General features: G+C 69.6%; 22 protein-coding genes and 1 pseudogene. 18 read left to right on the top strand and 5 right to left on the bottom strand.

Features of this window, described 5'->3' with window-relative positions; translation table 11 throughout:
* Window positions 1-164: 164 nt before the first annotated feature.
* The 9 genes and pseudogenes from ACWDAK_RS27665 to ACWDAK_RS27705 form a co-directional block, all read left to right on the top strand.
* Window positions 165-1,469, top strand: coding sequence for a beta-ketoacyl synthase N-terminal-like domain-containing protein (locus tag ACWDAK_RS27665; protein ID WP_427395056.1), 1,305 nt, complete (start codon window positions 165-167; stop codon window positions 1,467-1,469).
* Between the two features lie 64 nt (window positions 1,470-1,533).
* A complete protein-coding gene (locus ACWDAK_RS27670) occupies window positions 1,534-7,986 on the top strand; it encodes an SDR family NAD(P)-dependent oxidoreductase (protein WP_427395055.1) in 6,453 nt (2,150 codons plus the stop codon).
* 25 nt (window positions 7,987-8,011) lie between these two features.
* The gene (locus tag ACWDAK_RS27675) at window positions 8,012-8,578 is read left to right on the top strand and encodes an ATP-binding protein (protein WP_449806507.1); all 567 of its coding nucleotides are present in this window, start codon (window positions 8,012-8,014) and stop codon (window positions 8,576-8,578) included.
* 1,347 nt (window positions 8,579-9,925) lie between these two features.
* Window positions 9,926-11,206: a hypothetical protein gene (locus ACWDAK_RS27680; protein WP_427395054.1), complete on the top strand. Its 1,281-nt coding sequence runs from the start codon at window positions 9,926-9,928 to the stop codon at window positions 11,204-11,206.
* Between the two features lie 69 nt (window positions 11,207-11,275).
* Window positions 11,276-12,778: a replicative DNA helicase gene (gene dnaB, locus ACWDAK_RS27685; RefSeq protein WP_344640235.1), complete on the top strand. Its 1,503-nt coding sequence runs from the start codon at window positions 11,276-11,278 to the stop codon at window positions 12,776-12,778.
* 409 nt (window positions 12,779-13,187) lie between these two features.
* Window positions 13,188-14,018: a COG4705 family protein gene (locus ACWDAK_RS27690; RefSeq protein WP_427395053.1), complete on the top strand. Its 831-nt coding sequence runs from the start codon at window positions 13,188-13,190 to the stop codon at window positions 14,016-14,018.
* A 320-nt stretch (window positions 14,019-14,338) separates the two neighbouring features.
* Window positions 14,339-14,731: a hypothetical protein gene (locus ACWDAK_RS27695; RefSeq protein WP_344640233.1), complete on the top strand. Its 393-nt coding sequence runs from the start codon at window positions 14,339-14,341 to the stop codon at window positions 14,729-14,731.
* A 380-nt stretch (window positions 14,732-15,111) separates the two neighbouring features.
* On the top strand, window positions 15,112-15,651 hold the full coding sequence (locus tag ACWDAK_RS27700) for a hypothetical protein (RefSeq protein ID WP_427395052.1): 540 nt from the start codon (window positions 15,112-15,114) through the stop codon (window positions 15,649-15,651).
* 17 nt (window positions 15,652-15,668) lie between these two features.
* Window positions 15,669-16,109, top strand: a pseudogene (locus ACWDAK_RS27705) (transposase); the annotation flags it as partial.
* 120 nt (window positions 16,110-16,229) lie between these two features.
* Here the strand turns inward: ACWDAK_RS27705 and ACWDAK_RS27710 are convergent.
* Window positions 16,230-16,901, bottom strand: coding sequence for a TetR/AcrR family transcriptional regulator (locus ACWDAK_RS27710; protein ID WP_344640877.1), 672 nt, complete (start codon window positions 16,899-16,901; stop codon window positions 16,230-16,232).
* Between the two features lie 68 nt (window positions 16,902-16,969).
* On the opposite strand from ACWDAK_RS27710, the gene ACWDAK_RS27715 reads away from it, so the two are divergent.
* The 3 genes from ACWDAK_RS27715 (at window position 16,970) to ACWDAK_RS27725 (ending at window position 19,711) form a co-directional block, all read left to right on the top strand.
* The gene (locus ACWDAK_RS27715) at window positions 16,970-17,938 is read left to right on the top strand and encodes a hypothetical protein (protein ID WP_344640913.1); all 969 of its coding nucleotides are present in this window, start codon (window positions 16,970-16,972) and stop codon (window positions 17,936-17,938) included.
* Between the two features lie 243 nt (window positions 17,939-18,181).
* On the top strand, window positions 18,182-19,045 hold the full coding sequence (locus ACWDAK_RS27720; protein ID WP_427395051.1) for an LLM class flavin-dependent oxidoreductase: 864 nt from the start codon (window positions 18,182-18,184) through the stop codon (window positions 19,043-19,045).
* A gap of 144 nt (window positions 19,046-19,189) precedes the next feature.
* Window positions 19,190-19,711 carry a hypothetical protein gene (locus tag ACWDAK_RS27725; RefSeq protein ID WP_427395050.1) on the top strand — a complete coding sequence of 174 codons (522 nt, stop codon included), beginning with the start codon at window positions 19,190-19,192 and terminating at the stop codon, window positions 19,709-19,711.
* Here the strand turns inward: ACWDAK_RS27725 and ACWDAK_RS27730 are convergent.
* Window positions 19,684-20,259, bottom strand: a complete 576-nt coding sequence (locus ACWDAK_RS27730; protein WP_427395049.1) for a hypothetical protein — start codon at window positions 20,257-20,259, stop codon at window positions 19,684-19,686. The two genes, ACWDAK_RS27725 and ACWDAK_RS27730, sit on opposite strands and share 28 nt — an antisense overlap.
* Before the next feature lie 10 nt (window positions 20,260-20,269).
* Between ACWDAK_RS27730 and ACWDAK_RS27735 the strand changes: the two genes are divergently transcribed.
* The 4 genes from ACWDAK_RS27735 to ACWDAK_RS27750 all read left to right on the top strand — a co-directional run bounded on the left by ACWDAK_RS27735 (window position 20,270) and on the right by ACWDAK_RS27750 (window position 21,962).
* Complete coding sequence (locus tag ACWDAK_RS27735; RefSeq protein ID WP_449806508.1) at window positions 20,270-20,419, top strand: hypothetical protein; 150 nt, start codon at window positions 20,270-20,272, stop codon at window positions 20,417-20,419.
* 302 nt (window positions 20,420-20,721) lie between these two features.
* On the top strand, window positions 20,722-21,279 hold the full coding sequence (locus ACWDAK_RS27740) for a hypothetical protein (protein WP_427395048.1): 558 nt from the start codon (window positions 20,722-20,724) through the stop codon (window positions 21,277-21,279).
* A 96-nt stretch (window positions 21,280-21,375) separates the two neighbouring features.
* Complete coding sequence (locus ACWDAK_RS27745) at window positions 21,376-21,798, top strand: DUF4158 domain-containing protein (RefSeq protein ID WP_427395047.1); 423 nt, start codon at window positions 21,376-21,378, stop codon at window positions 21,796-21,798.
* A complete protein-coding gene (locus ACWDAK_RS27750; protein ID WP_344640883.1) occupies window positions 21,795-21,962 on the top strand; it encodes a hypothetical protein in 168 nt (55 codons plus the stop codon). Before ACWDAK_RS27745 ends, ACWDAK_RS27750 begins: the two co-directional genes overlap by 4 nt.
* Window positions 21,963-22,106: 144 nt before the next feature.
* Here ACWDAK_RS27750 and ACWDAK_RS27755 read toward each other — a convergent pair whose 3' ends face one another.
* Together ACWDAK_RS27755 and ACWDAK_RS27760 are read right to left on the bottom strand one after the other, a co-directional pair.
* The gene (locus ACWDAK_RS27755; RefSeq protein ID WP_344640884.1) at window positions 22,107-22,442 is read right to left on the bottom strand and encodes an arsenate reductase/protein-tyrosine-phosphatase family protein; all 336 of its coding nucleotides are present in this window, start codon (window positions 22,440-22,442) and stop codon (window positions 22,107-22,109) included.
* Window positions 22,443-22,587: 145 nt separating this feature from the next.
* Window positions 22,588-24,048: a carboxylesterase/lipase family protein gene (locus tag ACWDAK_RS27760; RefSeq protein ID WP_427395046.1), complete on the bottom strand. Its 1,461-nt coding sequence runs from the start codon at window positions 24,046-24,048 to the stop codon at window positions 22,588-22,590.
* A gap of 129 nt (window positions 24,049-24,177) precedes the next feature.
* Here ACWDAK_RS27760 and ACWDAK_RS27765 point away from each other — a divergent pair, with 129 nt between their 5' ends.
* On the top strand, window positions 24,178-25,146 hold the full coding sequence (locus ACWDAK_RS27765; RefSeq protein ID WP_427395045.1) for an Lrp/AsnC family transcriptional regulator: 969 nt from the start codon (window positions 24,178-24,180) through the stop codon (window positions 25,144-25,146).
* Window positions 25,147-25,357: 211 nt separating this feature from the next.
* On the opposite strand, the gene ACWDAK_RS27770 is transcribed toward ACWDAK_RS27765, so the two are convergent.
* The gene (locus ACWDAK_RS27770; RefSeq protein WP_344640887.1) at window positions 25,358-25,810 is read right to left on the bottom strand and encodes a MerR family transcriptional regulator; all 453 of its coding nucleotides are present in this window, start codon (window positions 25,808-25,810) and stop codon (window positions 25,358-25,360) included.
* Between the two features lie 97 nt (window positions 25,811-25,907).
* On the opposite strand from ACWDAK_RS27770, the gene ACWDAK_RS27775 reads away from it, so the two are divergent.
* Window positions 25,908-26,684, top strand: a complete 777-nt coding sequence (locus tag ACWDAK_RS27775) for an MFS transporter (protein WP_427395044.1) — start codon at window positions 25,908-25,910, stop codon at window positions 26,682-26,684.
* Window positions 26,685-26,776 lie beyond the last annotated feature (92 nt).

The raw sequence follows: 26,776 nt of genomic DNA on the forward strand, positions 1-26,776 counted from the left end.
GCCGGCCCCGGGCCGGCGGCAGCGCGAAGCTCCGTCCGGACGAAGCATCAGAGACCGAGGTAAGGCATGAGCGGCTTGGCCTTCAAAGGGCTTGTGGAGGGCGGTCTCCACCTGGCACGGGGAGGAACGCGGTGAGCAGGAAACCCGCTCCGAGGAGCAACAGTGTGAGCGCACGCGACACCGTGGTCACCGGCATGGGTTTCTGCCTGCCCGGCACCGACGGTCCCGTGCTTACGGCCGCCGACCTGTGGGAAGTCGCCTCGCACGGCCGTTCATGCCTCAAGCACCACGGCGTGTACTACGGGTCGGTCGACCTGCCGGCCGCTGTCTTCGACAAGCGCCTGCCTGACCTTCCCGGGATCTTCTCCCGGCACTACACCAACGCCCACCGGTTCGGGCTGACGTCATTGGTGGAAGCCAGCGCGGACGCCGGCCTGGACATCCGCGCCGGCCACCTCGCCGAGGCCGCAGTCCTGGCCGGACGCGGGGGAATCGACGCGAACGTCCCCAGTTACCTCGCCGTGGCCCAGGCCGACGCCGGCACGACATTGCCGCACGAGGCCATGGAACTGTTCGTCCGGGGCCAACAGGCACTCACCCCGTCGGACGTCGCCCTGGTCCAGGGGGCGTACACCCGCACGACCGGCCCGTGTTTCACGGTGTCCTGCGGCTGCGCGTCCTCGGCCGTGCAGATCGGAAACGCCCGCCGGATGATCGCTGACGGTGCCGTCGACCTCGCCGTCGTCACCGGCGTCGACGTCTTCGGCCTGGAAGTGATCCAGAACGTCCAGCGCCTGCTGTACGGGGCCCAGCACAGCTATGACGCGATCCGAGTCGACGGCATGCCCGAACTCCTGCCGTCCTTCGACCGCATCATGCGCCCATACGACCGGCGCGCCGACTGCGTGAACCACGGCGAAGGCTCGGCGACGCTGATCCTGGAGAGCCGCGAGCACGCGGACCGGCGTGGAGCACACGTCTACGGGCAGGTCCTCGCACACGCCATGACCCGCGACGGCCTCTCCAACCCGCTGGCGAGCGACCAGAGCGGCGCCTCGCTCGTCGCAGCCATCCGCGCCTGCCTGGGCGAACGCTGGAGCATCGAGCAGGTCCCCTACATCCATGGAGGCAGCGACGGCGACGTGGTGGTGACCGCCTTCGAGTCGAACGCCGTCGGACAGCTCTACGGATCCGCCGCAGCCGACCTGCTGATGACCTCGCAGGAGGCGTGCTTCGGCCACAACGGCGCGCCTGCAGGTGCCGTGGGCGTCGCCTTGACCCTCCTCATGCTCGAGCGCGGAGAGGTCTGCCCCACCGCGAACTGCGAGGAGCCGGACGAACGCCTCACCTTCGACCCCGTTCCCGGCGTCCAGACCCGCCGTCTCGACTTCGACTACGCCGTGAGCTGCAACTACCAGATCGGTGGCGTCAAGAACGCGATCCTGCTCGGCAGCCCCGACGCCACCTAGCGCTAGCGCCGCAGAACCCGCCCACCGCCGTATCCGGCCGATTCAGGCAGGAAGAGGGACCCGCATGAACGCAACCGCCCAGCGCGCCGACTCGATCGCCGTCGTCGGCATGGGATGCCGGCTTCCCAGAGACGTGGACTCGCCCAACGCGATGTGGCGACTGCTCGTGGAAGCACACGACGCGGTCACGGAGCCTCCGCCCGGCCGGACGGAGGGAACCGAGGAGCCGGCCGACACCGGCGAGCCGACGCCCCGCTGGGGAGGCTACCTCCGGGACGTCTCCGGTTTCGACGCGGACTTCTTCGGAGTCTCCGGCAGGGAGGCCGACGTACTGGACCCCCAGCACAGGCTGCTGCTGGAGGTCGCCTGGGAAGCGCTCGAACACGCCGGAATTCCACCGGACCGGCTGGCGGGAACCCCCACTGGCCTGTTCTGCGGACTGAGCTACTCCGACTACATGGAGTCCCTGGCCGGGCAACCACGCGAACTGGAAGGATCCATCCTGACGAACGGTCACTGCGTCGCCGCCGGCCGCATATCGTACCTCCTGGGGCTGCACGGGCCCTGCGTCGCACTGGACACGGCGTGCTCCTCCTCTCTGGTCGCAACCCATCTGGCCTGCCAGGCCCTTCGCGACCAGGAGTGCGACCTCGCTCTGGCGGGCGGTGTCAGCCTCATCCTGGGAGCCAGGACGACCCGGTCCTTCACCCGGATGGGCATGCTCTCGCCCACCGGTCGCTGCCGCACCTTCGACGCCGCGGCAGACGGATTCGTCCGCAGCGAAGGCTGCGGCATGGTGGTCCTCAAACGACTGCCTGACGCACTGCGCGACGGCGACCGTGTCCTGGCAGTGCTCCGCGGCTCGGCGGTCAACCAGGACGGCCGCTCCGACGGGTTGGCCGCCCCTTCGCCCGCCGCACAGCAAGCTCTCTTCCGCCAGGCCCTGGAACGGGCCGGAACCGACCCGCGCGAAGTCGGGCTGATCGAGACCCACGGCACAGGCACACCGGTCGGGGACCCGATCGAATTCTCCAGCCTCGCCGCCGTCTACGGCGTGGGCCAAGGACGCTGCGCCCTCGGATCGGTCAAGACGAACGTGGGACATCTCGAACCCGCCGCCGGAGTAATCGGCCTGATCAAGGCGGTGCAGTGCGTCCGGCACGGACTGATACCGCCGAACCTGCACTTCAGCCGCTGGAACCCGGCCATCACCGCCGACGGCACCCGCCTGTTCGTCCCGACCGAACTGAACCCCTGGCCCGTCCGAACGGCCCCACGGCTGGCCGCCGTCTCCTCCTTCGGCTTCTCCGGGACCAACGCCCACATGATCCTGGAGCAACCGCCGGCCACCGTCCGCCGCCCACCCGCCGTCACCGCCCTCAAGGTCCCCGCACAGGCCACCGCCGGCCACCGCTCACGCGTACCGGTCCAGCGCACCCCACCGCCCGAGGTCTTCCTCGTTTCGGCAGGCTCCGCGAACGCCCTGCCCGCCGCAGCCGAGCGCCTGGCGCTATGGCTGGAACACGACGGTGCCGACGTTCCGCTGCACGACATCGCCCACACCCTCGCCCTCAGACACTCCCTCGGACGCGGCCGACTCGGCGTCGTGGCACCCACACACCACGATCTCGTCCGCGCTCTGCGCTCCTTCAAGGCCGGCCGCGCCCACCCGGGCCTGACCCAAGGCGAGGTGGGAGCAGGCATCAGCCGACGCCCCGTCTGGGTCTTCTCCGGCCAAGGCTCCCAGCGGCAAGGCATGGGACGCGGTCTGTACCAGCACGAACCGGCCTTCGCCGAAGCCCTCGCCGAGGTCGACACCCTGATCACCGCCGAAGCCGGATTCTCGGTCCTCGAGGCGATACACAACCGAGAACAGGTCACCGGCTGCGGCTGGGTCCAACCCGCCCTGTTCGCACTCCAGATCGCCCTGGCCGCCACCTGGCGCGCCCACGGCGTCGAACCCGCCGCCGTCATCGGCCACTCCATGGGCGAAGTCGCAGCCGCCGTCACAGCCGGAGCACTCACCCTCGCCGACGGCGTCCGCGTCATCTGCCGACGCTCCGCCCTCCTCGCCCGCATCGCAGGCTCAGGCGCGATGGCAACCGTCGCTCTCAGCCCCGCCACCGTGGAGAGGGAACTCACCGCGGCCAGCGCCGCAGGCACCGTCTCGGTAGCCGTCCTGGCCGCCCCCGACTCGACCGTCATCGCCGGCAACGCCAAGACGGTCCGGCGGCTCGTCACCACCTGGCAGGCCCGCGGCATCACCGCACACCTGATCGCCGTCGACGTCGCCTCACACTGCGCCCAGGTCGACCCGCTGCTCGCCGACCTCGGCACCGCGCTCGCCAACCTGAGCCCGCGCCAGCCCGCCATCCCCTTCTACTCCACGGTCCTGGACGACCCTCACGAGACCCCGCTCTTCGACGCCGCATACTGGTGCGCCAACCTGCGCAATCCCGTCCGCTTCACCGCCGCAGTCGCCGCCGCAGCCGCAGCCCGCCACCAGGTCTACATCGAACTCTCCCCCCAACCCGTCGTCACCCACAGCCTTGCGAAGAGCCTGGCCAACCGGCTCCACAGCCCCGTCATCGTGCCGACTCTGCGCCGCGACGAGGACGAGCCGACCACCTTCCGCACCCAGCTGGCCGCCCTCCACTGCGCCGGCGTCGGCGTCGACTGGTCGCGCCTCTACGCCGACGGCCACCTCGCCGACGTGCCGCCGCTGACCTTCGACCGCCGCCCGCACTGGACACAGACGGCCCCGGCCCTCCGCGCCACCCGGCGCCCGGGCGCCCAGGAGAGCGCCCTTCCCGGAACGCACACGGAGATCCCCGGCTCCGAGTCCCGCCACTACTGGCGCGCCGACACAGGAACCGACGCCGTGCCCTGGCTGGCCGACCACTGCGTCCACGGCGGTCCCGTCCTCCCCGGTGCCGCCTACTGCGCCCTCGCGCTGACCACCGCCCGCGACACCTTCCGCGCCGCCCCCCACGAAGTGGAGGCAACCGACATCCACTTCCGTGAACTCATGCACCTCGCCGCCAACACGCACATCGGCACCACCGTCACCCAGACCGCTCCCGACCGCGCCGACTGCGAGATCTTCTCCCGTGGCCAGGACGGCACCTGGGCGAGGCACGCCACCGCGGTACTGCGCCGCACCTCCACCACCCCCCAGCCAACCGCCGCATCCGTGCCCGAGCTGGAAGCCCGCCACCCCGTCATCCTCAACTCCGACGCCCTCTACACGAGTCTGCGCACCCGGGGCCTGGAACACGGGCCAGCCTTCCAGGGCATCATCGACCTGCGCGGCTCGTCCCAGGGCGACAGCTTCTGGGCCCGTGTCACCCTCCCCGCCGCCACGCGCACAGGCCACCACGCCCTGATCATCCACCCGGTACTTCTGGACCTGTGCGCCCAACTCGTGGTGGCCGGCCTGATCCTGGAACCGGGCCACGGCCTGATCCTGCCCGTCCACGTGGGACGCATCCGGATCGCCGGCAATCCGGAGACCGCCGCCTACGCCCACGCCCAAATCGACCACACCGCCGCGGACGGAGTGGTCGGAAACGTCCTGCTGCTGGACCAGGCGGGCAACCCTGTCGCCACCGTCGAAGGCCTGCGCTTCATCCGCCACGGCACAAGTCGCAAAACCGTCGACCGGTGGTTCCTCGAGACCAGCTGGCGGCCCCGGCCGCCGACGGCCGCCCGCCCCGCCGACCCGGGAACCTGGATCGTCCTCGGCGAGAGCGACGGTTCCGCCGAGGTACTGGCAGACACGCTGAGCGCGGCGGGTGCCACGACCAGGGCCCTCAACATCCCCGTCGGCGACGACTCCCTCGACCAGCTCAAGGACTCCCTCACCACCTCCTGGGCCCTCCCCGCCCCACCCCCGCGAGCCGTGGTCCTGCTGTGCGAACCGCCCACACCCGGACAGGACACCCGCACGACCGCGCTGCGCCGCACGCGGCGCCTGCTCGCCGTCGCCCAGACCGCGACAGCCCATGCGGAGCCGCCCCGCGTGTATGCGGTGACCCGGGCCGCCCACAGCCCCGAGCCCGGCCGCGGTACCGACCCGGCGCAGGGCGCGCTGCGCGGCCTCGTCAGGGTTCTGACACACGAGCACCCGGAACTTCGCGCGACCCTCATCGACACCGACCCCGGTGACGCCGACCTGCACGGCGTGGCGCGGGAACTGCTCGCCGACGCGCCGGAGGACGAGGTGGCCCTGCGCGGCACAGCCCGCCACATCGCCCTCCTGTCCTACACCCCGCTGTCCGACGGCGAACGTACGACGGCCATGACCCGTACCGTCCGCTACGGTTCCGAGGACCGCTTCCAGCTTCGCGTCGGCCGGATGGGCGACCTCAACACGCTGGAGTTCGCGTTGTCCCACAGACGCCCCCCAGGCCCGGGAGAAGTCGAACTCCGTGTGCGGGCCGCGGGCGTGAACTTCCGCGACGTACTCACCGCGATGGGCATGCTGTCCACCGACGAGGACGCCGGGTACCGCATCGGATTCGAGTGCACCGGGGAGGTCACGGCCGTCGGTCCCGGTGTCGAGCACGTCCGTGTCGGCGACGCCGTGCTTGCCGCGGACCTGCGCGGCGGCGCCTTCGCCTCGTTCGCCACGGTCCCTGCGGACGCAGTGGCGCCCATCCCCGCAGGAGTCGACCCCGACGCGGCCGCCGGACTGCCCGTCGCGTTCCTCACGGCCTGGTACGCACTGCACCACATCGCCCGCCTCTCCGCCGGAGAGCGTGTCCTGATCCACAGTGCCACCGGCGGAACCGGCCTGGCCGCGGTCGCGGTCGCGGCCAGACTGGGGGCCGAGGTGTTCGCCACCGCCGGCACCGAGGAGAAGCGCCGATATCTACGCGGGATGGGCATCGCGCACGTCATGGACTCGCGATCACTGGACTTCGCCGAGCAGACCCGCGCCGCCACCGCCGGAGAAGGCGTCGACGTCGTCCTGAACTCCCTGTCCGGACAGGCCATCAGGGCCGGCCTGGAGACCCTGCGCCCCTTCGGCCGATTCGTCGAACTGGGCGTACGCGACATCATCTCCGACGCACGTCTTGGGCTGGCGCCGCTGCGGCACAACATCACGATGAGCACGGTCGACCTCATCGAGCTCCAGACCAGCCGCCCGCAGACCTTCGCCACGGTGATGCGGGAGGTTCTCGAAGAGCTCGGCAGAGGAACCTTCGCGCCCCTGCCGTGCCGGGTCTACCCGATCTCCCAGAGCGCCGACGCGCTGCGGCAGATGGCCGGCGCCCGCCACACCGGCAAACTGGTTCTCACCGTCCCGAACACCGGCAACACCACCGCGGTGCTCCAGCGGCCGCCATCGCCGGTCCGGGCGGACGGCGCCTACCTCATCACCGGCGGTCTGCGCGGCGTTGGCCTCGCCACCGCGTCCTGGCTGGCCCGGCAAGGCGCATCCCATCTGGTCCTCAACGGCCGTACGGCCCCGTCGCCCACCACCGAGCAGGTCCTCGCACACCTGCGCCAGGCCGGCATCCGGGTCAGCGTGGTGCTCGGCGACATCGCTGAGCCCGGCACCGCCGACCGCCTGGTGGCTGCTGCCACGGCCGACGGCCTTCCGCTGCGCGGAGTGATCCACGCAGCCATGGTGCTGCACGACGCGGCCATCACCAACATCACCGACGCGCAGTTGGAACGGGTGTGGCACCCCAAGGTCACCGGTGCGTGGCGGCTGCACGAGGCCACGAGCCATCTGGCCCTGGACTGGTTCGTCCTGTACTCGTCCATAGCCTCGCTACTCGGTAACCCAGGCCAGGGCGCCTACGCCGCCGCGAACGCGTGGCTCGACGCGTTCGCGACCTGGCGCACCGGCTGCGGCCTGCGCACACTTGCCGTCAACTGGGGGCCCTGGGGTGAAACCGGCGTCGCCACGGGCTTTGCCGCCCGCGGCTACCAGACCATCCCCACCGCGGAGGGCCTCCAGGCCCTGGCGACGCTGCTGACGCACGACCGGGTACACACCGGTGTCATCCCCGGACCACCCGCTACCTGGATCCCGCCAGCCGGCCGGCACTCGTCACTGTTCGGTCTCCTCTCCCCAGACGGGCAGAACCGAGAGGATCAGAGCGCCGTGGGACGGGACGTCCTGACCGAGCTCAGGTCCGCCGAACCGGGGCTCGCCCGCCGAACGGCTCTGGAGGACTACCTGGCCGAGCACATCCGCACCGTTCTCCGGCTGGGAAGCACCACGCTCGACCCCCAGACCCCTCTGAAGGCGCTCGGATTCGACTCCCTTCTGAGAATCGAACTCCGCACCCGCCTCGAGTCCGGTCTCGCCACGCGGCTCTCCAACGACTTCGTGTGGCAGCACCCCACCTTGGCGGCCCTCGCCACCGGGCTCGCCGAGCACCTGGGCCTGGACCTGGACCTGGACGGCGATGGTTCCAAGCCATCGAGCGCGCCGGCACGGCCGACCCGTACCGGCCGCCCGAGCCGACGCGACGGGACCCCGAGGAAGCAGCCAGACTGAGCGGACGACAGCTGGGGGCAAGGACATGGACACTCATCAGCAACCTTCTGGCTCGGTCGCCATCAGCCTGGCAGATCAGCATCCGACCGTCCCCGCGCGCCGGCACGCGACGCCCGTCGCTCCCCCGGCGCCACAGGGCAGGGTGTCGGCGTGCGACCGCGGACTGCGCCGCTTCACAGCGTTCGTGCCGCCGCTTCCCGAGCGGGTCAGCGAGGCACGCCGCACGGTCACAGCGGCCTTGAGGCACTGGTGCCTGGAGCATCTCATCGAGGACGCCCAACTCGTGACAAGTGAACTGGTGACCAACGCGATCCGCCACGCACCGGACCCACGCCCGATCGAGGTCGCGGTCGAGTACGACGATCAATGGCTGTCTCTCGCCGTACGGGACCGGTCCACCGGTATGCCACGGGACGTCAGAGCCACCGTGTCCCACGAGAACGGCCGTGGGCTGCTGCTGGTGGGACACGTAGCCGAGTCGTGGCTCTGCGAGACCCACGGAGACGGCACCAAGACCGTGTCCTGCCGGCTTCCTCTGGAGAATCCCCCGCAGATGGAGCCTTCGAGCCCGACGCCCGACAGCAGGTGGTGAGGTCGCTCCGCTTCGACGGACACCGTCGGCAACAACCCCGGCGAGGGCGCCGAACGCCCTGTCTGGCGCTGCCGCCCGCAACTGCCCACAGCCGCCGGGTCCTGCCGACCCCAGCTCGCCCGCCGCACTCCCCCGCCGAGGTGGGCGATAAAGAACGCCGTGACCTGAACCGGCATTTCGGAGACAGGCTTCGAGTATGCATACGATTGTTCTGATGGGGCGGCATCAATAGGTGCCGGGAAGCAGTTGTACGGACCCGAAGGATGTCTGCAGTGTGCGGTAAGCCCTCGAATGGTCGATTCATTCTTGAATTATTACCGGCTTCCTCCGATGGTCATGGTGCAGGATATCGCAAAGTCGAAGTGGTGGCCTCGACGCTCTCTAAAATTACCCACATCTCGGACTTCAGGAGGATGCTTCTTTGATGATATGCTGCGCGTGTGGCATATTTATCGATCAGTTCATCGAATTCTGCAAATTGAGCATTTTTTCCGACCTGGGGATTGTATGATCGTTGAGGGGGGATTCGGGCTTTCCCTGCAGTGCCAGGTGTGCCCCGTTTCCGCAAGCCGCGTGGAACGCACCCGGAGAATGGCCGGGCCCTGCCGGGCGGATCTGCCGACTCGCGGCTTTCCCGGCGCCTCCCGGGGCATCGGTGAACGGCCGGTTCGCCGAGGGGACCGCCATCGGCTGCCGCAGGCACCGGGGCCAGACGGCTGCCCGTCCCGACCACGAGGAAGTACCCGAGCGGGAAACGTGAACCGGCGTTCCCGACAGGGTGCCGAGGCCGGTGCGGTTGGGAGACTCCTCGCAGACGCCGATCCCACCGTCGCCTTGCGCGGCTATCACCCGACCGGCCGACAGGTGCCGCAATCCCGCGAAAGCGCGGAAGTGGCCGGGCACCGCGAGCCGGCCGCCGGCACCGTGAACGGTGTCGTTCCGAATGACGCCATCCCAGCCGCCGACTGGATCTCGCTGCCAGCGACGGCGCTCCTCCTGAAAGGCGGTGCCTTCTTGCCCCAGGCCACCACTTGGCGGATCGGCCACGCGCTCAACCCCTTCCGCCCCGTAGCTCTAGGCAGCGTCATCCGGCGATCCGGCCCGGCACGTCAACCGGCCCGCGTCCGCCGCCCCCGAGCCCGGCAGGATCCGTCCGCAGGCCGCTTCCGCTGAGGGTGATCAGCACTTCCGTGGCCGTCGAAGGGCAGCACCCGCCACATCGCATCCGGGTGAGCCCGTGCACTCGTCGGACCTTCGGCTACACATCCGTACAACCGCGTCCACGTACCCCGCCTGCCGTCCAGGAGGGTCGCTCCTGACGCCCGTCGCCGGCTCGGAGATGACTGAGTGAGGAAGCGCGTAACCCGACCTCCCCGGTTCGCCGCGATCGACAACAAGGCGATCGACTCGCTGCCGTCGATTCTGGGAATCGGTCTGTTGACCAGGTTGATCAGGGCGAGGGATGGCGACCATGTGACAGTTGAAAGCCTGGCCAGGGACTACTCGGAAGGCGAGGCCGCGTTGTCCCGGGCCATGCGGGAACTGGTCCAGGCCGGCAACGTCGTGAAGCTGAAGGTCCAGCGAGCCAGGTCGGAGACGGTGGTGGGGCCGAACGGCTCGCCGGTGCTAAAGCGCGGTGGCAGCTGGTGGACAACCTTCAGCGTCGACAGCATCCCGTTCACACCCGAGGACGTTGCAGACATGCTTGCCGAGCTCATGGCCGACGGCAACGTCAAGAAGATCACGGTTGAGCCGGAGCACCTCGACCCGAGGAAGGCGGGTCGAGCGGCCCCCGGCAGTGTCGGGCCCACATCCTGCGATCAGGGCCGTCAGCGACCGGCCCCCCGGAAACCGGGGGCCGGTCAACCGGCCCCCGGTGAGGCGGGGACTCTCTCTAATACTGTTCCTGAGACTTCCTCTTCTGCCTCGCCCGCCTTGCCGGCGCAGTCCCGACCCCAGAAGACGATCGACAGCCGGTGGGACGATCCGCAGACGGCCGCGGCTGACCGGGCCCGTGACACGACCTTCTGGGAACTGCCGGGACAGCCACCAGCCGTGCCGGCGCCGCGGAGGGAGCAGCCGGTCATGGGCACCCCGAAGGATCCTCCCCCGGCTGCTGTCGGACAGCCACCAGCCGTGCCGGCGCCGCGGAGGGAGCAGCCGGTCATGGGCACCCCGATGCCGGAGGATCCTCTCTCGGCTGCTGTCGGGCGGATCGTGGCCGCCTGGGCGGCGTCGCGCCGATCGGCTGGAGTCGGGCCCCACCGCAAGCCGTCGGCGCTGGCGGAGTTCACCGAGTCGGCACGCGCTCTGGTGGCAAGCGGTGAGTCGGTGGAGTGGCTGGTGTCGGTCGCCGCGTGGATGGGCGCGGAGAAACCTGCCTGGTGGCAGCTGGGCCTGGCGGCCAAGGCGCAGTGCGCCGGTGCTCCTACCCGATCCGGCGGCAGCACCCGCGAGGTCAGGCGTCTCGCTGCAGACAAGTGTCCGCGTCACCCGGTCCTGCCGCTGGACTGCCCGACCTGCCGACGTGAGGAAGAGCAGTTGCGTGGAGGTGGAGCAGCCGGGCTGAGCCTTGCCGAGATCCTGGCTACCGAGGGCGTGTCATGGCAGCCGAAGGCCACTGTTTGACCGACAGAACACAACGGTGGCCGGGGTATCCCGGGCCACCCAAACGCATTATCGAATTGGAAGTTCGCCATGAATGAACTGCGGGACGGCCAGGAGTCCCAGGACCTGACCGGTGATCACGTCCTCGAATTTCGCAGCCTGCCGTACGACCCGTACGACAACCCCTGCGTCAAGGCACCGCCGACCTCGGGCCGGGGCCTGCCCGTGGACCACCGCAGGCGGGAGGACAGGGACGCGGGGGCCGCTTTGAGCTTCGAGCGGCTGCCGCCGCAGGACCTGGCGGCCGAGCAGTCGGTCCTGGGCGGCATGCTGCTGTCCAAAGAGGTGATCTCGGAGGTTGTCGAGATCCTCAAGCCTGCGGACTACTACCGGCCCGCGCACGAGCTGATCCACTCCGCGATCGTCGCCCTGTACAACGCGGGGGAGCCCGCCGATCCGATCACCGTGGTCAGCGAGCTGGCCAAACGCGGTGCGTTGGCACGCGTCGGCGGCCCCGACTATCTGCACACCCTGGTCAGCTCAGTACCGACCGCCGCGAACGCCGGGTACTACGCCGCGATCGTCCACGAACTCGCTGTGCTCAGACGCCTGGTGGAGGCCGGGCAGCGGATCGCCGGGATGGGCTACGCCGCCGAAGGCGACGTCGACGACATCATTCAGGCCGCGCAGCGCGCCGTCTACGAGGCGGTCGGGCAATGGAGCGTCAGCACTCCTTATGCGCTGGTCCGCGACGATGTCGCCGGGTTCTTCGACGACCTGGACGCCGCCAAGACCCGCATGGAGTTGGCCGGTGTCTCCACCGGCTTCGCGGATCTGGATGCCCTGACCAGCGGACTACTGCCCGGTCAGCTGATCGTGATCGGCGCGCGCCCGGCAGTCGGGAAGTCCACCCTGGCGCTTGACCTCTCCCGGGCCTGCGCCATCCACCAGGGCAGAACGGTGGCGTTCTTCTCGCTGGAGATGAGCCGTAAGGAACTCGTCCAGCGTACGTTCTCCGCTGAGGCCAGGGTGGCACTGCACCACATCCGTTCCGGAAGCGTCGATGACGACGACGTTGCCCGCCTCGCCCGCCGGACGACCGACATCATGTCCGCCCCGTTGGTGATCGACGACTCGCAGGAGCTGACGATCATGGAGATCCGGTCCCGGGCCCGGCGCATCGCGCAGCAGTACAACGGGCTCGGCCTGGTCGTTGTCGACTACCTGCAGCTCATGCAGTCCGGCAGTGCCAAGCGGTACGGCAACAGACAGGAGGAGGTGAGCGACATGTCGCGCAACCTCAAACTGATGGCGAAGGAGCTGGAGTGTCCGGTCGTCGCGCTCTCTCAGCTCAACCGCGCCTCCGAACAGCGTGACGACAGGCGCCCGCACGTCTCCGACCTGCGAGAGAGCGGAAGTATCGAACAGGATGCGGACATCGTGATCCTGCTGCACCGTGAGGACGCCTACAACAAGGACTCCCCGCGGGTCGGCGAGATGGAGCTCAACGTCGCCAAGCACCGCGGCGGACCTACCGCCGTGATCACCGCGTCCTTCCAAGGCCCCTACTGCCGCATCGTCAACCGGGTGTGACCTGTTCTGCTGCTGCACGACGGTGGTGTGAGGTAGAGCGGGGAGATCAGCACCACGCGACGGGGAGCGGGCATGAAGGAGGACCAGGAGCACGAGACCGAGCAGGTCTCCACCACGGACGATCCGTGGTGGGAGACGCGGGTGCTCCACGCGAAGCTCTACCCTGCGAAGGACCGGAAGGCGTGACCTGTTGCGCTCTGAGGGCGTGAAATGGGCTCTCTTGCTGTCCGGTCTCGACGTGGCAGTACGCGTCATCACCCGTCCAGGACGCCGTTCGACGCCGACCGCAGGCGGCCCCGAAGCACCCGATTGCCGAGCCGTCGAGTCATGCGTTCCGTGACGGCCCGGCATATACCAGTGGCCAGGCACAACATGAGGACCTGGACGCCCGCCGGCCCCAGGACCATCGGTGGTGCTGTCAGCGATCCGACGATCGGCTTCGTGGGTGATGCGTATGGGAACTGTCGTGAGCAGGGCTGCTGTGAGCAAGTTGCCGATGGTCGGCGCGTTGTTCTGGGCGATCAAGATCGTGGCGACCACTCTGGGTGAGTCGGTGTCGAACTTCGTGTCGATGACACCGCTGCACCTCGGCTACGCCGCTGCCGCGGTTGTCTTCCTGGTGGCGTTCGGGCTCACTCTGACGGTGCAGCTGAGGATCGACCGGTTCCAGCCGGTGGTGTTCTGGTCGGTGATCCTGACCACCAGCATCGCGGGCACCGCGATGTCCGACTTCATGAACCGCACCGCCGGTCTGGGCTACGCCGGCGGTGCGGCCGTGCTGACCGGCCTCCTGATTGCTGTGCTCGTCGGGTGGCGGTTGACCGGGCAGACCATGGACGTGGAACGGATCGACACCACCCAAGGCGAGATCCTGTACTGGACCGCGACCCTGGTGTCCAACACGCTGGGCACCTCCAGCGGTGACTTCCTGTCGAACGGTCTGGGCCTCGGCTTCCGCGACAGTGCTCTGCTGCTTTCCGGGGCGATGCTGCTGATCCTTGCCGCACACTATCTGACCGCGGTCTCGGGCACCGTGCTGTTCTGGGCGGCCTACGTGCTGACCCGCCCACTCGGGGCGGTCGCGGAGAACGCGGTGGAGAAGCCCGTTGTGCAGGGTGGACTCGGGGTGGGGACCACCATTACCTCCGGTGCCCTGCTCGCCGTTCTGATGGTCCTGGTTGGCTACCAACTCCTCAGCAACGACGGGCAAACCCGTACGGTAGAGGACACTGTTCTCTGACGACCTTGGGAGCGATTGAGTTCGGGGCATGGCGGGCGAACCGCTGCACCCGGTGATCGCTTACGAGGTACCCGCCGTGGCCATCTCGACCGGTCCACGATGGCGCCGGAGCGGGTGGCGGCGAAGTTCACTGCCTACCGCGAGCTGTTCCGTACCAAGGTCCGCGACAACGATCCGGCCCTCGCCGACGAGGAGAGCGCCGACCGTACGGTGCACTGGTGGCGCTGCGCCTGGCCCGGGCACACCCGAGCCGGGTACCCGCCCGTGGCCCTGGTCGTCACCGACGCCGGACCGGTCGGCCTGGCAGCCGCCAGAAGGCGGTGGCCGACCTGTCGGCCGAGGTCTGGAGCGGCAGCTGGTGGACCGTCACACACCTCGACAACGACGGGGACGGCTGGCGGGCCTACGACGACGCCGTGCCCATCGTCGCCACCACCCTTCAGCTGCTGGCCGAGCACGGCCCGCTCGGCCCCATCTGGTGGCGCTTCGGCCGCCCCGGCCGGCACTCCCTGACCGACGCGCTGGACAACCCGAACAACCGCGCCGCCTACGACCAGCGCCAGCAGGCCCGCGAGAAGAAGGCCAAGCAGGCCCACCACGAGCTGATGCAGACCCTGACCTGCGCCGACTGCGGCCAGGTCCCCAAGCAGGAGAGCACCTACGAGTACGGGCTCCAGGGCCAGTGGACCCGACGCCCCCAAGGCCGCTGCTAGGTTCGGGTAGTCGCGGGCGTGCTGCCGCCGGATCTCCCACCACGGATCGTCCGGGGCGGAGACCAGCGCGGCCACCAGCTCCCGCTTGGTCGGGGCGGGCAGCACCAGCGGGCCCAGCTCCTCCACCTTCCGGTCGCTCACGCACTGCGGGCACTCCAGCCGGTCCGGGCCGACCTTCTCACCCCTGCCACCACAAGCACGAGGAACGCCAGGAGAAAGCCGCCGCCAAGGCCCTCAAGCGCCTGGAGACGGCTAGGCGTACGCCCGTTCGCAGCTGCTTGGTACGCGAGCGGTCCTCACCCGTTCGGGCGATAGGCCGTGGAGTGGGCGATTCCTACCTTGTCAGAGGCATAACCCATCGCCTTCGTTCGGGAGGAACCATGTCAACGCTGCGTACCGGCCTCATCGGCATCGCGGCACTGCTGCTCGTGGGCGCCACGACTGCGGCAGCTGTGCAGAGCAACGCGAAGGCGGCCCCGGCCGCACCGGTTGCGGTCAGCGGGATCGCGAAGCTGCACACGATCGTTGACCTGCCGCCCGGCAGGTGGGCCGATACGCCGTTGGAGGTCACGCTTCCCCAGGCCGGCACGTATGAGCTCGACGCGGATGTCCGCGGACGCCTCGCGGGCAATCCGTCGCTCAACGTCTACATGAGCGCGCGGCTGTGGAACGTCACGGCCGTTGCCGAGGTACCGGAGAGCGAGCGGCTCGTCTACCAGATCATCGACGGGAACCCGGGCACCGCCCAGGCGGGCGGCAACCAGACCGCGCCGATCAGCGAGCTGATCAGGGTCAGTGGGCCGACAACGATCCGGCTGCAGGCACAGGAGATCAACGCCGTCGGGGCGGCCACCGTCGCACAGGTCTACTCCGACGGCGTTGGCTTCACCGCGCTCCGCTACGACCGGGTCGGCCCCTGACACCGGGCTGCATTGTCAACCGCTACGGCGGGGTCCGGCACCTGTTCGCCGCCCTGGACCTGGCCAAGGACAAGCTCTACGGCCACATCAAGCCCATCAAGCGGCGCACCCAGTTCCTGGAGTTCTGCCGATACCTGCGCACCCTCTACCCGTCCGAAGTCCGTATCGCGATCGTCTGCGACAACTTCTCCCCGCACCTCACCACGAAGAAGTGCCAACGGGTCGGTACCTGGGCTGCGGCGAACAACGTCGAGATCGCCTACACCCCCACGAACAGCTCCTGGCTCAACCGCATCGAGGCCCAGTTCACCGCACTGCGCTACTTCACCCTCGACGGCACCGACCACGCCGACCACAAGGAGCAGGGCAGCATGATCCGCCGCTACATCATCTGGCGAAACCGCCATGCCGACGACCGGCGCCTACGCGCCATCGTCGACAGGGCGAACGTTGCCTGATGCGGCACTAGGACAGCACATGTTCAAGGGTTTGGGGAGGCAGTTGGCGCCGAGGAGCGAGTCGAACTGTTCGCGGGTTTCGACAGCGCCTGTGTCAGCGGGACTACGTTTCGGGTGCTCTTACTGAGGGAGCTGTGGCTCCTGTGACGTTCGTTCGTCACCTGCGTGAAGTCCGGAGCACAGCAGGGTGAATGCCTGGAGGGCCGCCGAGGCGACGGCGTCGCGGGCGCACGCGGGCGGTTCGCCGGACATGACGCGTCGTCGGAGCTCGCGCAGAGCGGCGCGGTGCGTTCCGGCGACGGCGCCTGCGAGGAGCGCGGGCAATGCGTAGCCGGCATCGCCGGGTGTGTCTGCGGCGTTCGGCGGATGTTCGGTCAGGGCGGTTGCCAGAGCGGCCTCGATGCGTTCGCCGATCTCGCGTTCGCGGGCGCGCAGGGCCGGGCTGTCCTGGATGGCCTGCCAGAACGCGGGCGCTCCGGGCTGGAGCCCGAGCATGGGGTGGTCCTGCCGTAGGGCGGAGAGCAGGTCGTCGCGGACGGCCTCGATGGGGCAGGTGCCCGGGGTTCGGTCGCGTACCAGGGTGGCGAGGTGGTTCTCGACCTCGGCCTGGCGGTCGAAGAACAGGTCTTCCTTGGTGGGGAAGTAGTTGAACACGGTGTTGGTGGAGACGCCTGCGTGCCGTGCCACCTCGGCGACCGTGACCTGGTCGAAGCCGTGTTCCAGGAACAGAGGCAGGGCCGCGTCGGCGATCGCTGTGCGGGTCTGCTGTTTCTTGATCTCTCGAAGGCCCATGCCCCACATGATAGTGTCACCACAAATTTGGTGTGACACCATGAATTTTTGGGGGCGACGGCGTGACCATGACCTTCGGCATCTACCCTGGCGGCGTCCTGGGCGACGACCAGGGCATCATCCATCCGGTCCGACCGGACGAGCCGGACCGCATCAACGAGGCCCTCGACGAGCTCCAGGGCGACGTGGCCACGCTGGCGGTGCGCGCCTACCGCTCGTTCGCCGCCACCGTGACACCGCCGCCGCCCGCACCCGCCGATCCGCACGCCTACCTCCAGCGCGGGCGCACCCTGGACCTCGTGCTGCAGTTCCGCGAGCCGTCCGGCGAACTGGACGGCTGGCCGGAGTTCGTCCGCGAGGCCGTCCGGACCGGGGGACCTGAGCTGACATCCGTCCAGGTCTGCGAGGAGCCCAACCTCAACCTCCCCTCCGTCGACGGCAGCACCCCCAACGTCCTGAACGCGCTCGTCCAAGGCGTCGCCGCCGCCAAGCAGGAGGCCCAATCTCTCGGCCGCCATGTGGCGGTCGGCTTCAACGCCGTGCCGACCTTCGACCCCTCCGACACCTTCTGGTCCGACCTCGGCACCCTGGCCGACGCGCGCTTCCGGCAGAGCCTGGACTACGTCGGCCTGGACTTCTTCCCGGACGTGTTCCACCCCATCCCCGAGGACCAGCTGGCAGACGCCGTCACTGCGGTCCTCACGGCGTTCCGCCGCACCAGCCTGCCGCAGGCCGGCATCCCCGACAGCGTCCCGATCCGCATCTGCGAGAACGGCTGGCCCACCGGCCCCGGCCGCACCGAACAACGACAGGCCGCAGTCCTCGACACTGTCATCCGGACCGTCGCCGCCCTCGCCACCGACCTGAACATCGACGGCTACTCGCTCTTCGCCCTGCGGGACGCCGACAGCAACGACGAAGGGCTCTTCCACCACTTCGGCCTGCTGCGCGACGACTACACCCCCAAGCCGGCCTCCGCGACCTACCGGCAACTCATCAATGAAATGGGCAACCCGCCAGTCACCTCAGTTCGGTGACGCTGCGGCCCCGACGAGTCACTGAAAGCCAGACCCGCCAGATCAAGAAGTTGTCCGCCTCGATCATCCCTCGTGTCCCTGTCGACGGTCACGTTGGCCGTAGCAGCCGCCGGGCCCCGCTCGTTTAGCGGTTCAGGTGTCCAGATCGAGCGGCGTAGTCCTGCGCCTGTCGGCGACCTGCCGTGAAGCCGCCTGGATCCGAATTCGATTGCCCCTTCACGGTCAGCTGCGCATCCTGCTGGGATGCGCTTCTCCATCAACATCCCCAACTTCGGCGACTTCGCTGACCCCCGTAACGTCGCGACTGTGGCGGCTGCCGCCGAACAGGCCGGCTGGGACGGGCTCTTCGTCTGGGACCACGTACTGCACCGACAGCATCAGGGGCGTCCCTTCGGGGACCCCTGGATGCTGCTGACCGCCGCCGCGCTGGCGACCTCGCGGATCCGACTGGGCACCCTGCTGACACCGGTCCCCTGGTACCGTCCGCAGCAGCTCGCCCGCCAGGTGGCCACCCTGGACCACCTCAGCGGCGGCCGGGTGATCTTCGCCGCGGGCCTGGGCGGCCCGCTCGAGGACGAATACCGGAGCTTCGGCGACGTCGCCGAGCCGGGCATCCTCGCCGAGCGGCTGGACGAGGGGCTTGAGTTGTTGGGGCGCTTCTGGTCCGGCGAGCCGGTGAACCACCACGGCCGGCACTACGAGGTCCGGGACGTGACGCTGGTGCCCGCCACCGTGCAGCGGCCCGGTCCGCCGGTGTGGATCGGCGGGTTCTGGCCGCGTCGTGCGCCTATGCGGCGGGCAGCGCGGTGGGACGGCGCGGTGCCGCTGTTCGAGACGGCCCGGCATGGTCACGTGCCGGATGCGATGGAGGTACGGGAGCTGGTCGGCTACGTGCGCACGCAGCGTACGGCCGGGGCCGGGCGCCCCTTCGAGTTCGTGTTCGGCGGTGCCACGCCTCCGCACCCGGCCAAGGCCAAGGACGTGATCGGTCCGCTGCACGACGCCGGCGCCACCTGGTGGGACGAGCGGCAGGTCCAGACCGGCCCCGACCTGGATCGTCTGCCCCCGGTGCTACGCCGCATTGAGGCGGGGCCGCCAGTCATCTAATGAGCCGTTCGAGGGTGCGCCGGGCTTGTCGGCGGGGGCCGGATCGGGGTGGTTGGAGAGGGTGCGGCGCGCGGGCTCGGAACGGGCTTGGCCGCTGTCAGGAGCGCCGGATATCCCGGAGGGGCACGACCACCGGAGACGTCCGTGAGCACCCGTCACAGCCCAGCCCCGCCCGACGACAACGACGGCCACGACCGGGACGGCGGGAGGCTGTCCCGGCTGGGCCGGACCGCGTACCGGCGCGGCGCCGAGAACCCCAACGGCTCGACCACTGTGCTGCGCGCGGATGTCCTCGCCGCGCTCGGCGTCCTCAAGGTCGCCACCGCCGATCAGCTCCAGCGCCTGCTGCGCCCCGGTGTGGCGTCGAACAAGGCGATCCGGCAGGCGCTCGGCGACCTCGCGCTGCACAGCCTGGTCGCCTCGGACGGCAACACCGCAGCCCGCCACAAGACGTGGCGGCTGGAGGGCGCACCCGCACCGCAGCACTTGCGCTGCGCGGCACCGAACAGATCCCGCCCTCAAGGCCGGCGGCGCGCCGCAGCCGGATCTGAGCCCGGTCAGCCAGCCCGCGGTACGGAAAGGCTGGCTCACCTCGCGGTGGCGCCGGCTGTGATCTACGCAGCCAACCGTACGCACGGCTACTTTTTGACGCCCTTCCTGGCGTAAAGGTTGCCCTCGGCGGTGAGGTCTTTGGCCACGCGGAGGCCGTTGGCGCCGACCGTGGTGAACTTCGTGGTACCGCCGTCGCTGACGTTGATGTCCTTGTTGGCATGGAGGACGCCGTGTGCCACCAGGTCTCCCTCGACGCTGAGCCGCGACTCGGCGGTGAGCTCTCCCACGACGCGCAGCCCGTTGGCGCCGACCGACGAGAACTTCGTGCGTCCGCCCTCACTGACGATGACGTTGTTGTTGGCGACGAGGAAGCCGTTCGCGACGAGGGTTCCCGTGACGCTGAGCTGGGAGTCGGCGGAGAGGTCCCCCAGGACGCGCAGCCCGTTGGCGCCGACCGTGGTGAACTTCGTGCGCCCGGCTTCACTGACGACGAGGTTGTCGTTGGCGTACAGCTGTCCGTTCACGATCACCGTGGGCTGGGCGGCGATGCCGCGGCGGACGGTCAGTGAGTCCAGGGTGGGGTTGGGGACGGTGAGCGTGAGGGTGGCGTACTGGTAGACCGGGGTGAAGCCGTTGGCGGCTCCCTGGGCCCCCGAGAGCACGGTTGCCGCGATGATGAACGTGGTGTCGCTGGCAATGCCGTTCGGGAGGCTGAAGGAGGTGGCGGAACCCTGCTGGATGGGGCTGGTGGATTTTCCGTCGTACAGCTGGAAGTGGGTGCCGTTGCTCTCCCAGGTGAGGTGGATGGGCTGCCGGCGGTGAAGCTCGTCAGCGGCGGGCTCGTCGCGGCCTGGCTGCCCCGGGCCAGGAAGCTGTGCAGGTAGAAGGCGGGTTCGACGACCGTCATGGTCCGCCTGCTGTACTTCTGCGTGTAGCTGGCACCCGCGGAGGTCTTCGAGCGCTCCAGGATGCGGTAGGTGAGCGGGCCGCCGGAGGAGAGAAGACTGCCGCTGAGACCGAAGTTCAGCGGGTAGTTGATCAGGTCTCTCTGTGGGTTCTGCAGCTGGAAGGTGATGAGGTAGTACGAGCCCGTGGGAGCCCCGGGGAGGTTCAACTTCTGCCCGGTGTCCTTCCGGACCGAGAAGGTCCAGTCGCTGCTGCTGGCAGGCACCGGGGCCTGGGCGAAGTACGCCCGATCGCGGGTGTCGTCCGCCGGGACGGCGATCTCGATGCGGGAGCAGTGGACGGCCTGGTTCCCGGGCAGGACGGCCAGGTTGATGGTGGCCGGGGTGGGGAAGTCGGCATCCGCCTGCGGCGGCGCCGGGCTGGTGGAGGTGCGGTACTTCAGCAGCGGGGAGGTCGAGGAAGACGGCACGAGCGGAACCTTCCTGCAGGCGGTGGGGAAGAGTGGCCGACTACTGAGCGGCGCTGAGCTGCGCGTGGGACGGTCGGAAACGTGGTCGGTGACGATCTGGAAGCCGGGAAGTGGTGCGGGCGTGACGCTTCGTCACACCGCGGTGAACGGCCGCGACATCGCTTGTGAGGTACATCGCCCGCGGAGTCTGGGAACGGGTTACTGGTTGTTCGCTTCTGCGGTCTGTTCTTCGGCGGCTCTCGTGCCTGGGCCTCGCTCACCGCGTGGCCCGGCTCCAGGGGTCCGGCCGGTATTCCTCCAGGATTGAACGCTAAGGAGGTTGGCCGATCTGGCCTGGGTCGGACGGTCTCGGTTTGATCACTTGGGCGATGGCCGTGGCGCCGAGTGCCTAGCGTGACGCTCTGTGTCTGTTGAGTATCTGTCTGATGATCAGGTCGCCCGATACAGCCGCTTCGCCGAGGAGCCGTCCGTCCAGGAGCTGGAGGAGTTCTTCCGGCTGGGCACGGCCGCGCTGGAGGTGGCTGGGACGAAGCGGAGTCCGCACAATCGCCTTGGCTGGGCCGTGCAGTGGGGCACTGTACGGATGCTCGGCACCTTTCTGACCACGCCCGCCGAGGTGTCGACCGGAGTGGCGGACTTCGTCGCCGAGCAGCTGGGGATCGAGGACCCGTCGTGCCTGAAGCTGTATCCGGAGCGGCTGCCGACCCAGCACGAGCACGCCCGGGAGATCCGGGCCCTGCTGAAGGTATGTGACTTCGATGACCGTGAGCTGGCGTTGCGGGAGTACATCGCCGACCGGGCACCCTCTACATCGACGCGGCGGTGAAGGAACTTGAGGCCGGCGGCTTGTCGATCTCGCCGGAGATCCGCTCCCGCCTGTCCCCGCTGGTCCATGAACACATCAACTTCCGCGGGCGCTATCCGATTGTCCGATCGCACCGGGAGGGCCCGCGGCCTCTGCGCGACCCGCGCGCCGAGGAGAAGGGCTGACCACGCCGAAGGGCGACCCCGGCCTGTTGGCTTGGGACCGCCCTTCGGCGTACTCGGTGCTGCTGCCTACGCGGCGACCAGGTGCCCCTGGGCGCCGGCCTCGACGGCGGTCAGGCAGGCGGTGAACGCCGCCTCGGGCTGCTTCTACGGGTCGGGCACATCCCGCCCGTCCAGGTAGAGCCGCAGCTTTCCGGTGCTGTCCTGGCCGGCGATCTCGCGCAGTGCGTCCAGCACGGCGCTGTCCATGGCGAGCACGGTGTCGGCCCAGGCGAGGAGGTCGGGGCTGACCTGGACGCCGCGGTAGCCGCTCAGGTCGTAGCCGTGTCGGGCGGCGACCTCGACCATGACCGGGTGGGCACCTTCGCCAATGTGCCAGTTCCGGATCGCGGCGGCCCGGGTCTCGACCGCGCTGCCGCCCTGCTGGGCGAGGACGGCGGCGGCGAGCGGGGCGCAGCAGCGGCCGCCCTTGCAGACCGTCAAGGTGCATGTCGGTGAGGGCTGAGAGCACCACGGCGTGTCGGGGGTGTTGTGGGGCCTGTCGGTGGGTCCCGGTTGCATGGGAGTCCCGGTAGCGCTCGCCGAAGATCCAACGCTGAGCACGGCAGATTGGATGGTGCGACGGGTGTCAGGCGAAGTGCCGGACGGTCGCCGGGTTGCCGGGCTCATACGGGTGCCACTGGTCTGCGGCGGGTTGGCCGGTGGCTACGAAGGCCGCTACTGCCCGGGAGAACGTGTGGGCGAGAGAGCGGGTCGCGGCGGTGGCCTCGCCGAGCATGGGGCTGTCGGGGTAGGCGTCGATGGTGTTGAAGAAGAAGGGGAGTTCGACGCAGTGTGTGGCGCCCAGGTGTGCGGGGTCCGGAGTCGGGGTGTAGTCGAACTGGTAGACGTAGGTGGGGTGGCCGGCTGCGGCGTGGTGATCGCTGATGGCGACGGTGTCGTCGCGGAAGACGATCTCGGTCTCGATCTCGGTGAGGATGTCGCTCGGGGTCGCGTTCGGGCGCCGGGTGGCGGCGTGGGCGAATCGCTCGGCGCCGCCGTTGACCTGTCCGGCCACGATCGAGCTTGCCTGGTCGGCGGTGACGGCTTGGATGTGCGGGTTGAGCGCGAAGAACGCCGTCATCTCGTTCCTGGTGGTCCCGGTCAGCAGTTGCTTGCCGTCGAGGCGTCCGTCGGCCAGCGTCTGCTGCCATGCCTCGGGGATTCCGTAGGCGCCGAGGACGGGGTTCATCGGCGGGGCGGCGTTGCCCGGGCGGAAGAGGTCCTGGGCGAGCTGCTGGTAGGCGGCGAGCAGCTGTTCGGCCGGGATGGCGCGCAGGGCGGCGGTGGGATCCGGGCTGCTGTCCAGGCCGAGGATCTTGAGGAAGTGTCGGGCGTGGTCGGCCGCCTCCCCGGGGTCCTGCGGGGGGACCCCGAAGGGGCCGCTCTGGGCGATGACCCGCTTGATCTGGGGGCCGGTGACCGGTGAGAGGGCGAGGTAGAGGGCGGAGAAGGCGCCGGCGGACTGGCCGCCGACGGTGAGGTTGTCGGGGTCTCCTCCGAAGGCGGTGATGTTGCGCTTCACCCAGGCCAGGGCGGCGGCCTGGTCCTGCACGCCGAGGTTCTCGATGCCGTGTTCCGGGAGGTAGAGGCAGCCGAGGGGGCCGACGCGGTAGTTGGCGGTGACGACGATGATGTCGCCGGCGGCGGCCAGGTTGCGGCCGTCGTACCAGTCCCAGCCGCCGGAGCCGCTGGTGAATCCGCCGCCGTGGAACCAGAGCAGGACCGGCAGGGCGCGGGGGGCGCTTGCGTCGGCCGGCAGGCTGGGGGTGAACACGTTGAGGTTGAGGCAGCCGTCCTCGTTCCAGTCGGGGGTGCGCCGGCCCATGACCGCTTCGAGCCGGGAGGGGCCTTGAGGGACGGACGGGCCGGGGCGGGTGGCGTCCCGCAGGCCCGGCCAGCTCGGGTGCTGCTCGGGGGCGGCGAAGCGCCGGTTGCCCACCGGGGAGGCCGCGTAGGGAATGCCGCGGAACGCGGCGACGCCGTCCTCGACGGTTCCCTGCACGCTTCCCGACTCGGTGCCTACGACGGGGCGTTCCATCACGGTCATTGGTGTCACCTTCCTAGCCGAAGTGCGGTACCCCCGTTCTACGGCCGGGACGGCAGAAATCGGCGAACAACGACGGGCGATATCGTGTTGTGCGCCATAGATCATGGGATCCTGGTGGAAGTGAGACACATGAGACACGAACTGGACGAGACGGAACGGCGGATCGCCGCGGTGCTGCTGGCGTCGCCGCGGGCGTCATGGCGAACGGTCGCCCGCGTCCTTGGAATCTCCGAGCGCACGGTCGTGCGCCGTGCGACACCGCTCCTGCACGACGGCACACTGCGGCCCACAGCGGTCCGCAATCCCGCGCGCTTTCCGCAGCTCATCCCGATGGCGTTGCGGATCCGGTGCCGGCCCAGCCGCATCAAGGCGATCGCCGCGGGACTCGCGCGGCGCGCCGACACGGTGTGGGTCGACATTCTCGGCGGCGGCGACGAGATCAGCAGCGTGCTCTTCCTCGACGGCCCCCAGGCCCGGACCTCGCTGCTGCTGCGGGACCTGCCCGCCACAGCCGCCGTCCAGTCGTGGGACGCCTACGACCTCATGAGAGTGTTTCCCGCGGGCTTCGCCTGGAGCGCAGGACTGCTGCCCACGGATCAGTTCGACGCCCTCGCCCCCTTCGCGCGAGAGCCCGTCGACGCGCCGGAGGTTCAGCCGCTCGATGACGCGCTCATCGACCGGCTGACCGAGAACGCGCGCGCCGGCGTTAGCGACCTGGCGACCCGGCTGGGATCGTCGGCGTCGACGGTGCGCCGCCGGCTGGACCTGCTCCTGTCCGCCCACATGGTGCGTCTGGCGTGCGAAGTGGACCTGCGCCTGCTGGGCATCGGCAGCGAGGCACTCCTGTGGATCGCCACCGGGCCAGGCAGCCTGGAAGCGACCGGACACGAGCTGAGCCGGCACCCGCAGGTCCGGTTCGCCGCCGCAACGACCGGGGCCGCGAACCTCCTGGTGGCCGTCGCAGCCAACGATCTGGGCGGGCTGTACACCTTCCTCACCAAGACCGTCGGATCGCTCAACGACATCCGCAGCCTCGAAGTGACCCCGATCCTCAGCTCGGTCAAACGGACCGGCCTCCTTCGCCCATCCGAGACCTGACGGGGATCCCCCACCCCCGGCCGGTACCGCGGCGGCCCCGATCGAGGCGGTCGTCGAGGCGGCCCCGGAGGCGCCGCCGTACTTCGAAAATCCCCAGCGTGGCCCTCACCGCCCACTTGGTTGTTCACTCAGCGGGTCGTTTGGGGGGAACGCCCGCACCTTGCCGCGGGCATGGCCGCCTACGACGTCGGCTCGACCGCTGGATCGTCGCCTACGGCTTGTCGGGGTGGTCGGGCAGAAAGTCGTCGAGGAACTCTTCACCGGCGAGGGCGGCGTCGACCCGGGCACGGATGTAGGCGCCGGTCACCGGGCAGTCCAGCGGGCGGTCGCTGGGACACTCCAACAGGTGCTCCAACACGGCAGCGGCCCGAGTGAGCCTGCGGATGCGCTGCAGCATGGCATCCCGCTGCTCGGCGATCAGGGCGCGCCGGTCCTCGACGTGCTTGCTCTCCACCACGGCGGCGCTGTCGGCGAGGGGCATCATGCCGTCGTTGTGCCACAGCTGGGCGTACGCGAGCCGCTCCAGGGCGGCGTGGTCGTAGTAGCGCACCCGCCCGCGCCGGGTGACGGGGCGGATCAGGCCGCGCTCCTCGTAGTAGCGCAGGGCGGGCACGGACAGGCCGAACGCCTTGGCCACCTCACTGATCGAGAACAGCCGCTCCATCGTCCCTCCGGCCGGTTTCCGGGAGTTGCGCTCAAGCGCACTTGAGCGTCAATCCTGAGGTCATCCTAACGTCCACGTCGAAAAGCAGGACCGTCCCATGCCGACCACCTCCGCCGCCGGAACATCCGCACCACCCGCACCCTCCGACACCCACCGCCAGGCCCCCACGTCGGGCGCTCTACTCGTCGTCGGCTTCGTGCTGCTGAGCCTGAACACCCGGGTCGCGTTCGGGCAGATCGGGCCACTGGCCCCCGTCGCCCACTTCGGCTCCGCCGCGGTGACCGTGCTGGGCCTGCTCCCGCCGCTGTGCATGGGCCTGTTCGCACCGCTCGCCCCGATGGTGCGGCGCCGGCTCGGCGAGGAGCGCGGCCTGCTGTGGGCCAGCGTCGTCCTGGTCGCCGGCGCGATCCTGCGCATGCTCGGGATGCCGGGCCTGTACGCCGGCACCATCGTCGTCAGCCTCGCCACCGCGGTCGTCAACGTCCTCGTACCGGTCTTCGTCCGGGCCCGCTTCTCCCACCGGCACGTCGGCACCATGATGGGCGTCTACGCGCTGTCGATGGGCGTCGGCTCGGCGATCGTCGCGGCCCTGGTCGCGCCCGTCGCCCAGGCGTCCGGCGGGTCCTGGCAGCTCGCGATCGGCCTCGCCGTCGTGCCCGCCGTGCTCGCCGCGGCGGGAATCGCCCCGCAGGCCCGCGTCCACCGGCCCCGGCCCACCACCCCGGCAGCCGCTGCGGCCGCGCCGCGCCGGCACGTGGCCCGCACCGCGCTCGCGTGGAGCCTGACGGCCTTCTTCGGCATCCAGGCCCTCGTGTTCTACACGGCGCTCGCCTGGCTGCCCTCCATCCTCATCGCCGCCGGCACCAGCCGGTGAACCGCCCCGGGTTCGGTAGAGATCTCAGGTTGTGGCTGTGACCAGGGGTTTCGTGGTCGCCAGGTAGTAGTTGGTCTCGTATTCGGCGGGTG

Source organism: Kitasatospora sp. NPDC001175, assembly GCF_053598215.1.

Excerpts from the sequence above, each read along its gene's own strand:
- ACWDAK_RS27710 (WP_344640877.1), bottom strand. The coding sequence starts at position 16,901 with ATGGGCCTTCGAGAGATCAAGAAACAGCAGACCCGCACAGCGATCGCC.
- ACWDAK_RS27700 (WP_427395052.1), top strand. The coding sequence starts at position 15,112 with ATGTCAACGCTGCGTACCGGCCTCATCGGCATCGCGGCACTGCTGCTC.
- ACWDAK_RS27735 (WP_449806508.1), top strand. The coding sequence starts at position 20,270 with ATGATGAACGTGGTGTCGCTGGCAATGCCGTTCGGGAGGCTGAAGGAG.
- ACWDAK_RS27670 (WP_427395055.1), top strand. The coding sequence starts at position 1,534 with ATGAACGCAACCGCCCAGCGCGCCGACTCGATCGCCGTCGTCGGCATG.
- ACWDAK_RS27760 (WP_427395046.1), bottom strand. The coding sequence starts at position 24,048 with ATGACCGTGATGGAACGCCCCGTCGTAGGCACCGAGTCGGGAAGCGTG.
- ACWDAK_RS27720 (WP_427395051.1), top strand. The coding sequence starts at position 18,182 with ATGCGCTTCTCCATCAACATCCCCAACTTCGGCGACTTCGCTGACCCC.
- ACWDAK_RS27765 (WP_427395045.1), top strand. The coding sequence starts at position 24,178 with ATGAGACACGAACTGGACGAGACGGAACGGCGGATCGCCGCGGTGCTG.
- ACWDAK_RS27715 (WP_344640913.1), top strand. The coding sequence starts at position 16,970 with ATGACCTTCGGCATCTACCCTGGCGGCGTCCTGGGCGACGACCAGGGC.
- ACWDAK_RS27775 (WP_427395044.1), top strand. The coding sequence starts at position 25,908 with ATGCCGACCACCTCCGCCGCCGGAACATCCGCACCACCCGCACCCTCC.
- dnaB (WP_344640235.1), top strand. The coding sequence starts at position 11,276 with ATGAATGAACTGCGGGACGGCCAGGAGTCCCAGGACCTGACCGGTGAT.
- ACWDAK_RS27770 (WP_344640887.1), bottom strand. The coding sequence starts at position 25,810 with ATGGAGCGGCTGTTCTCGATCAGTGAGGTGGCCAAGGCGTTCGGCCTG.
- ACWDAK_RS27675 (WP_449806507.1), top strand. The coding sequence starts at position 8,012 with ATGGACACTCATCAGCAACCTTCTGGCTCGGTCGCCATCAGCCTGGCA.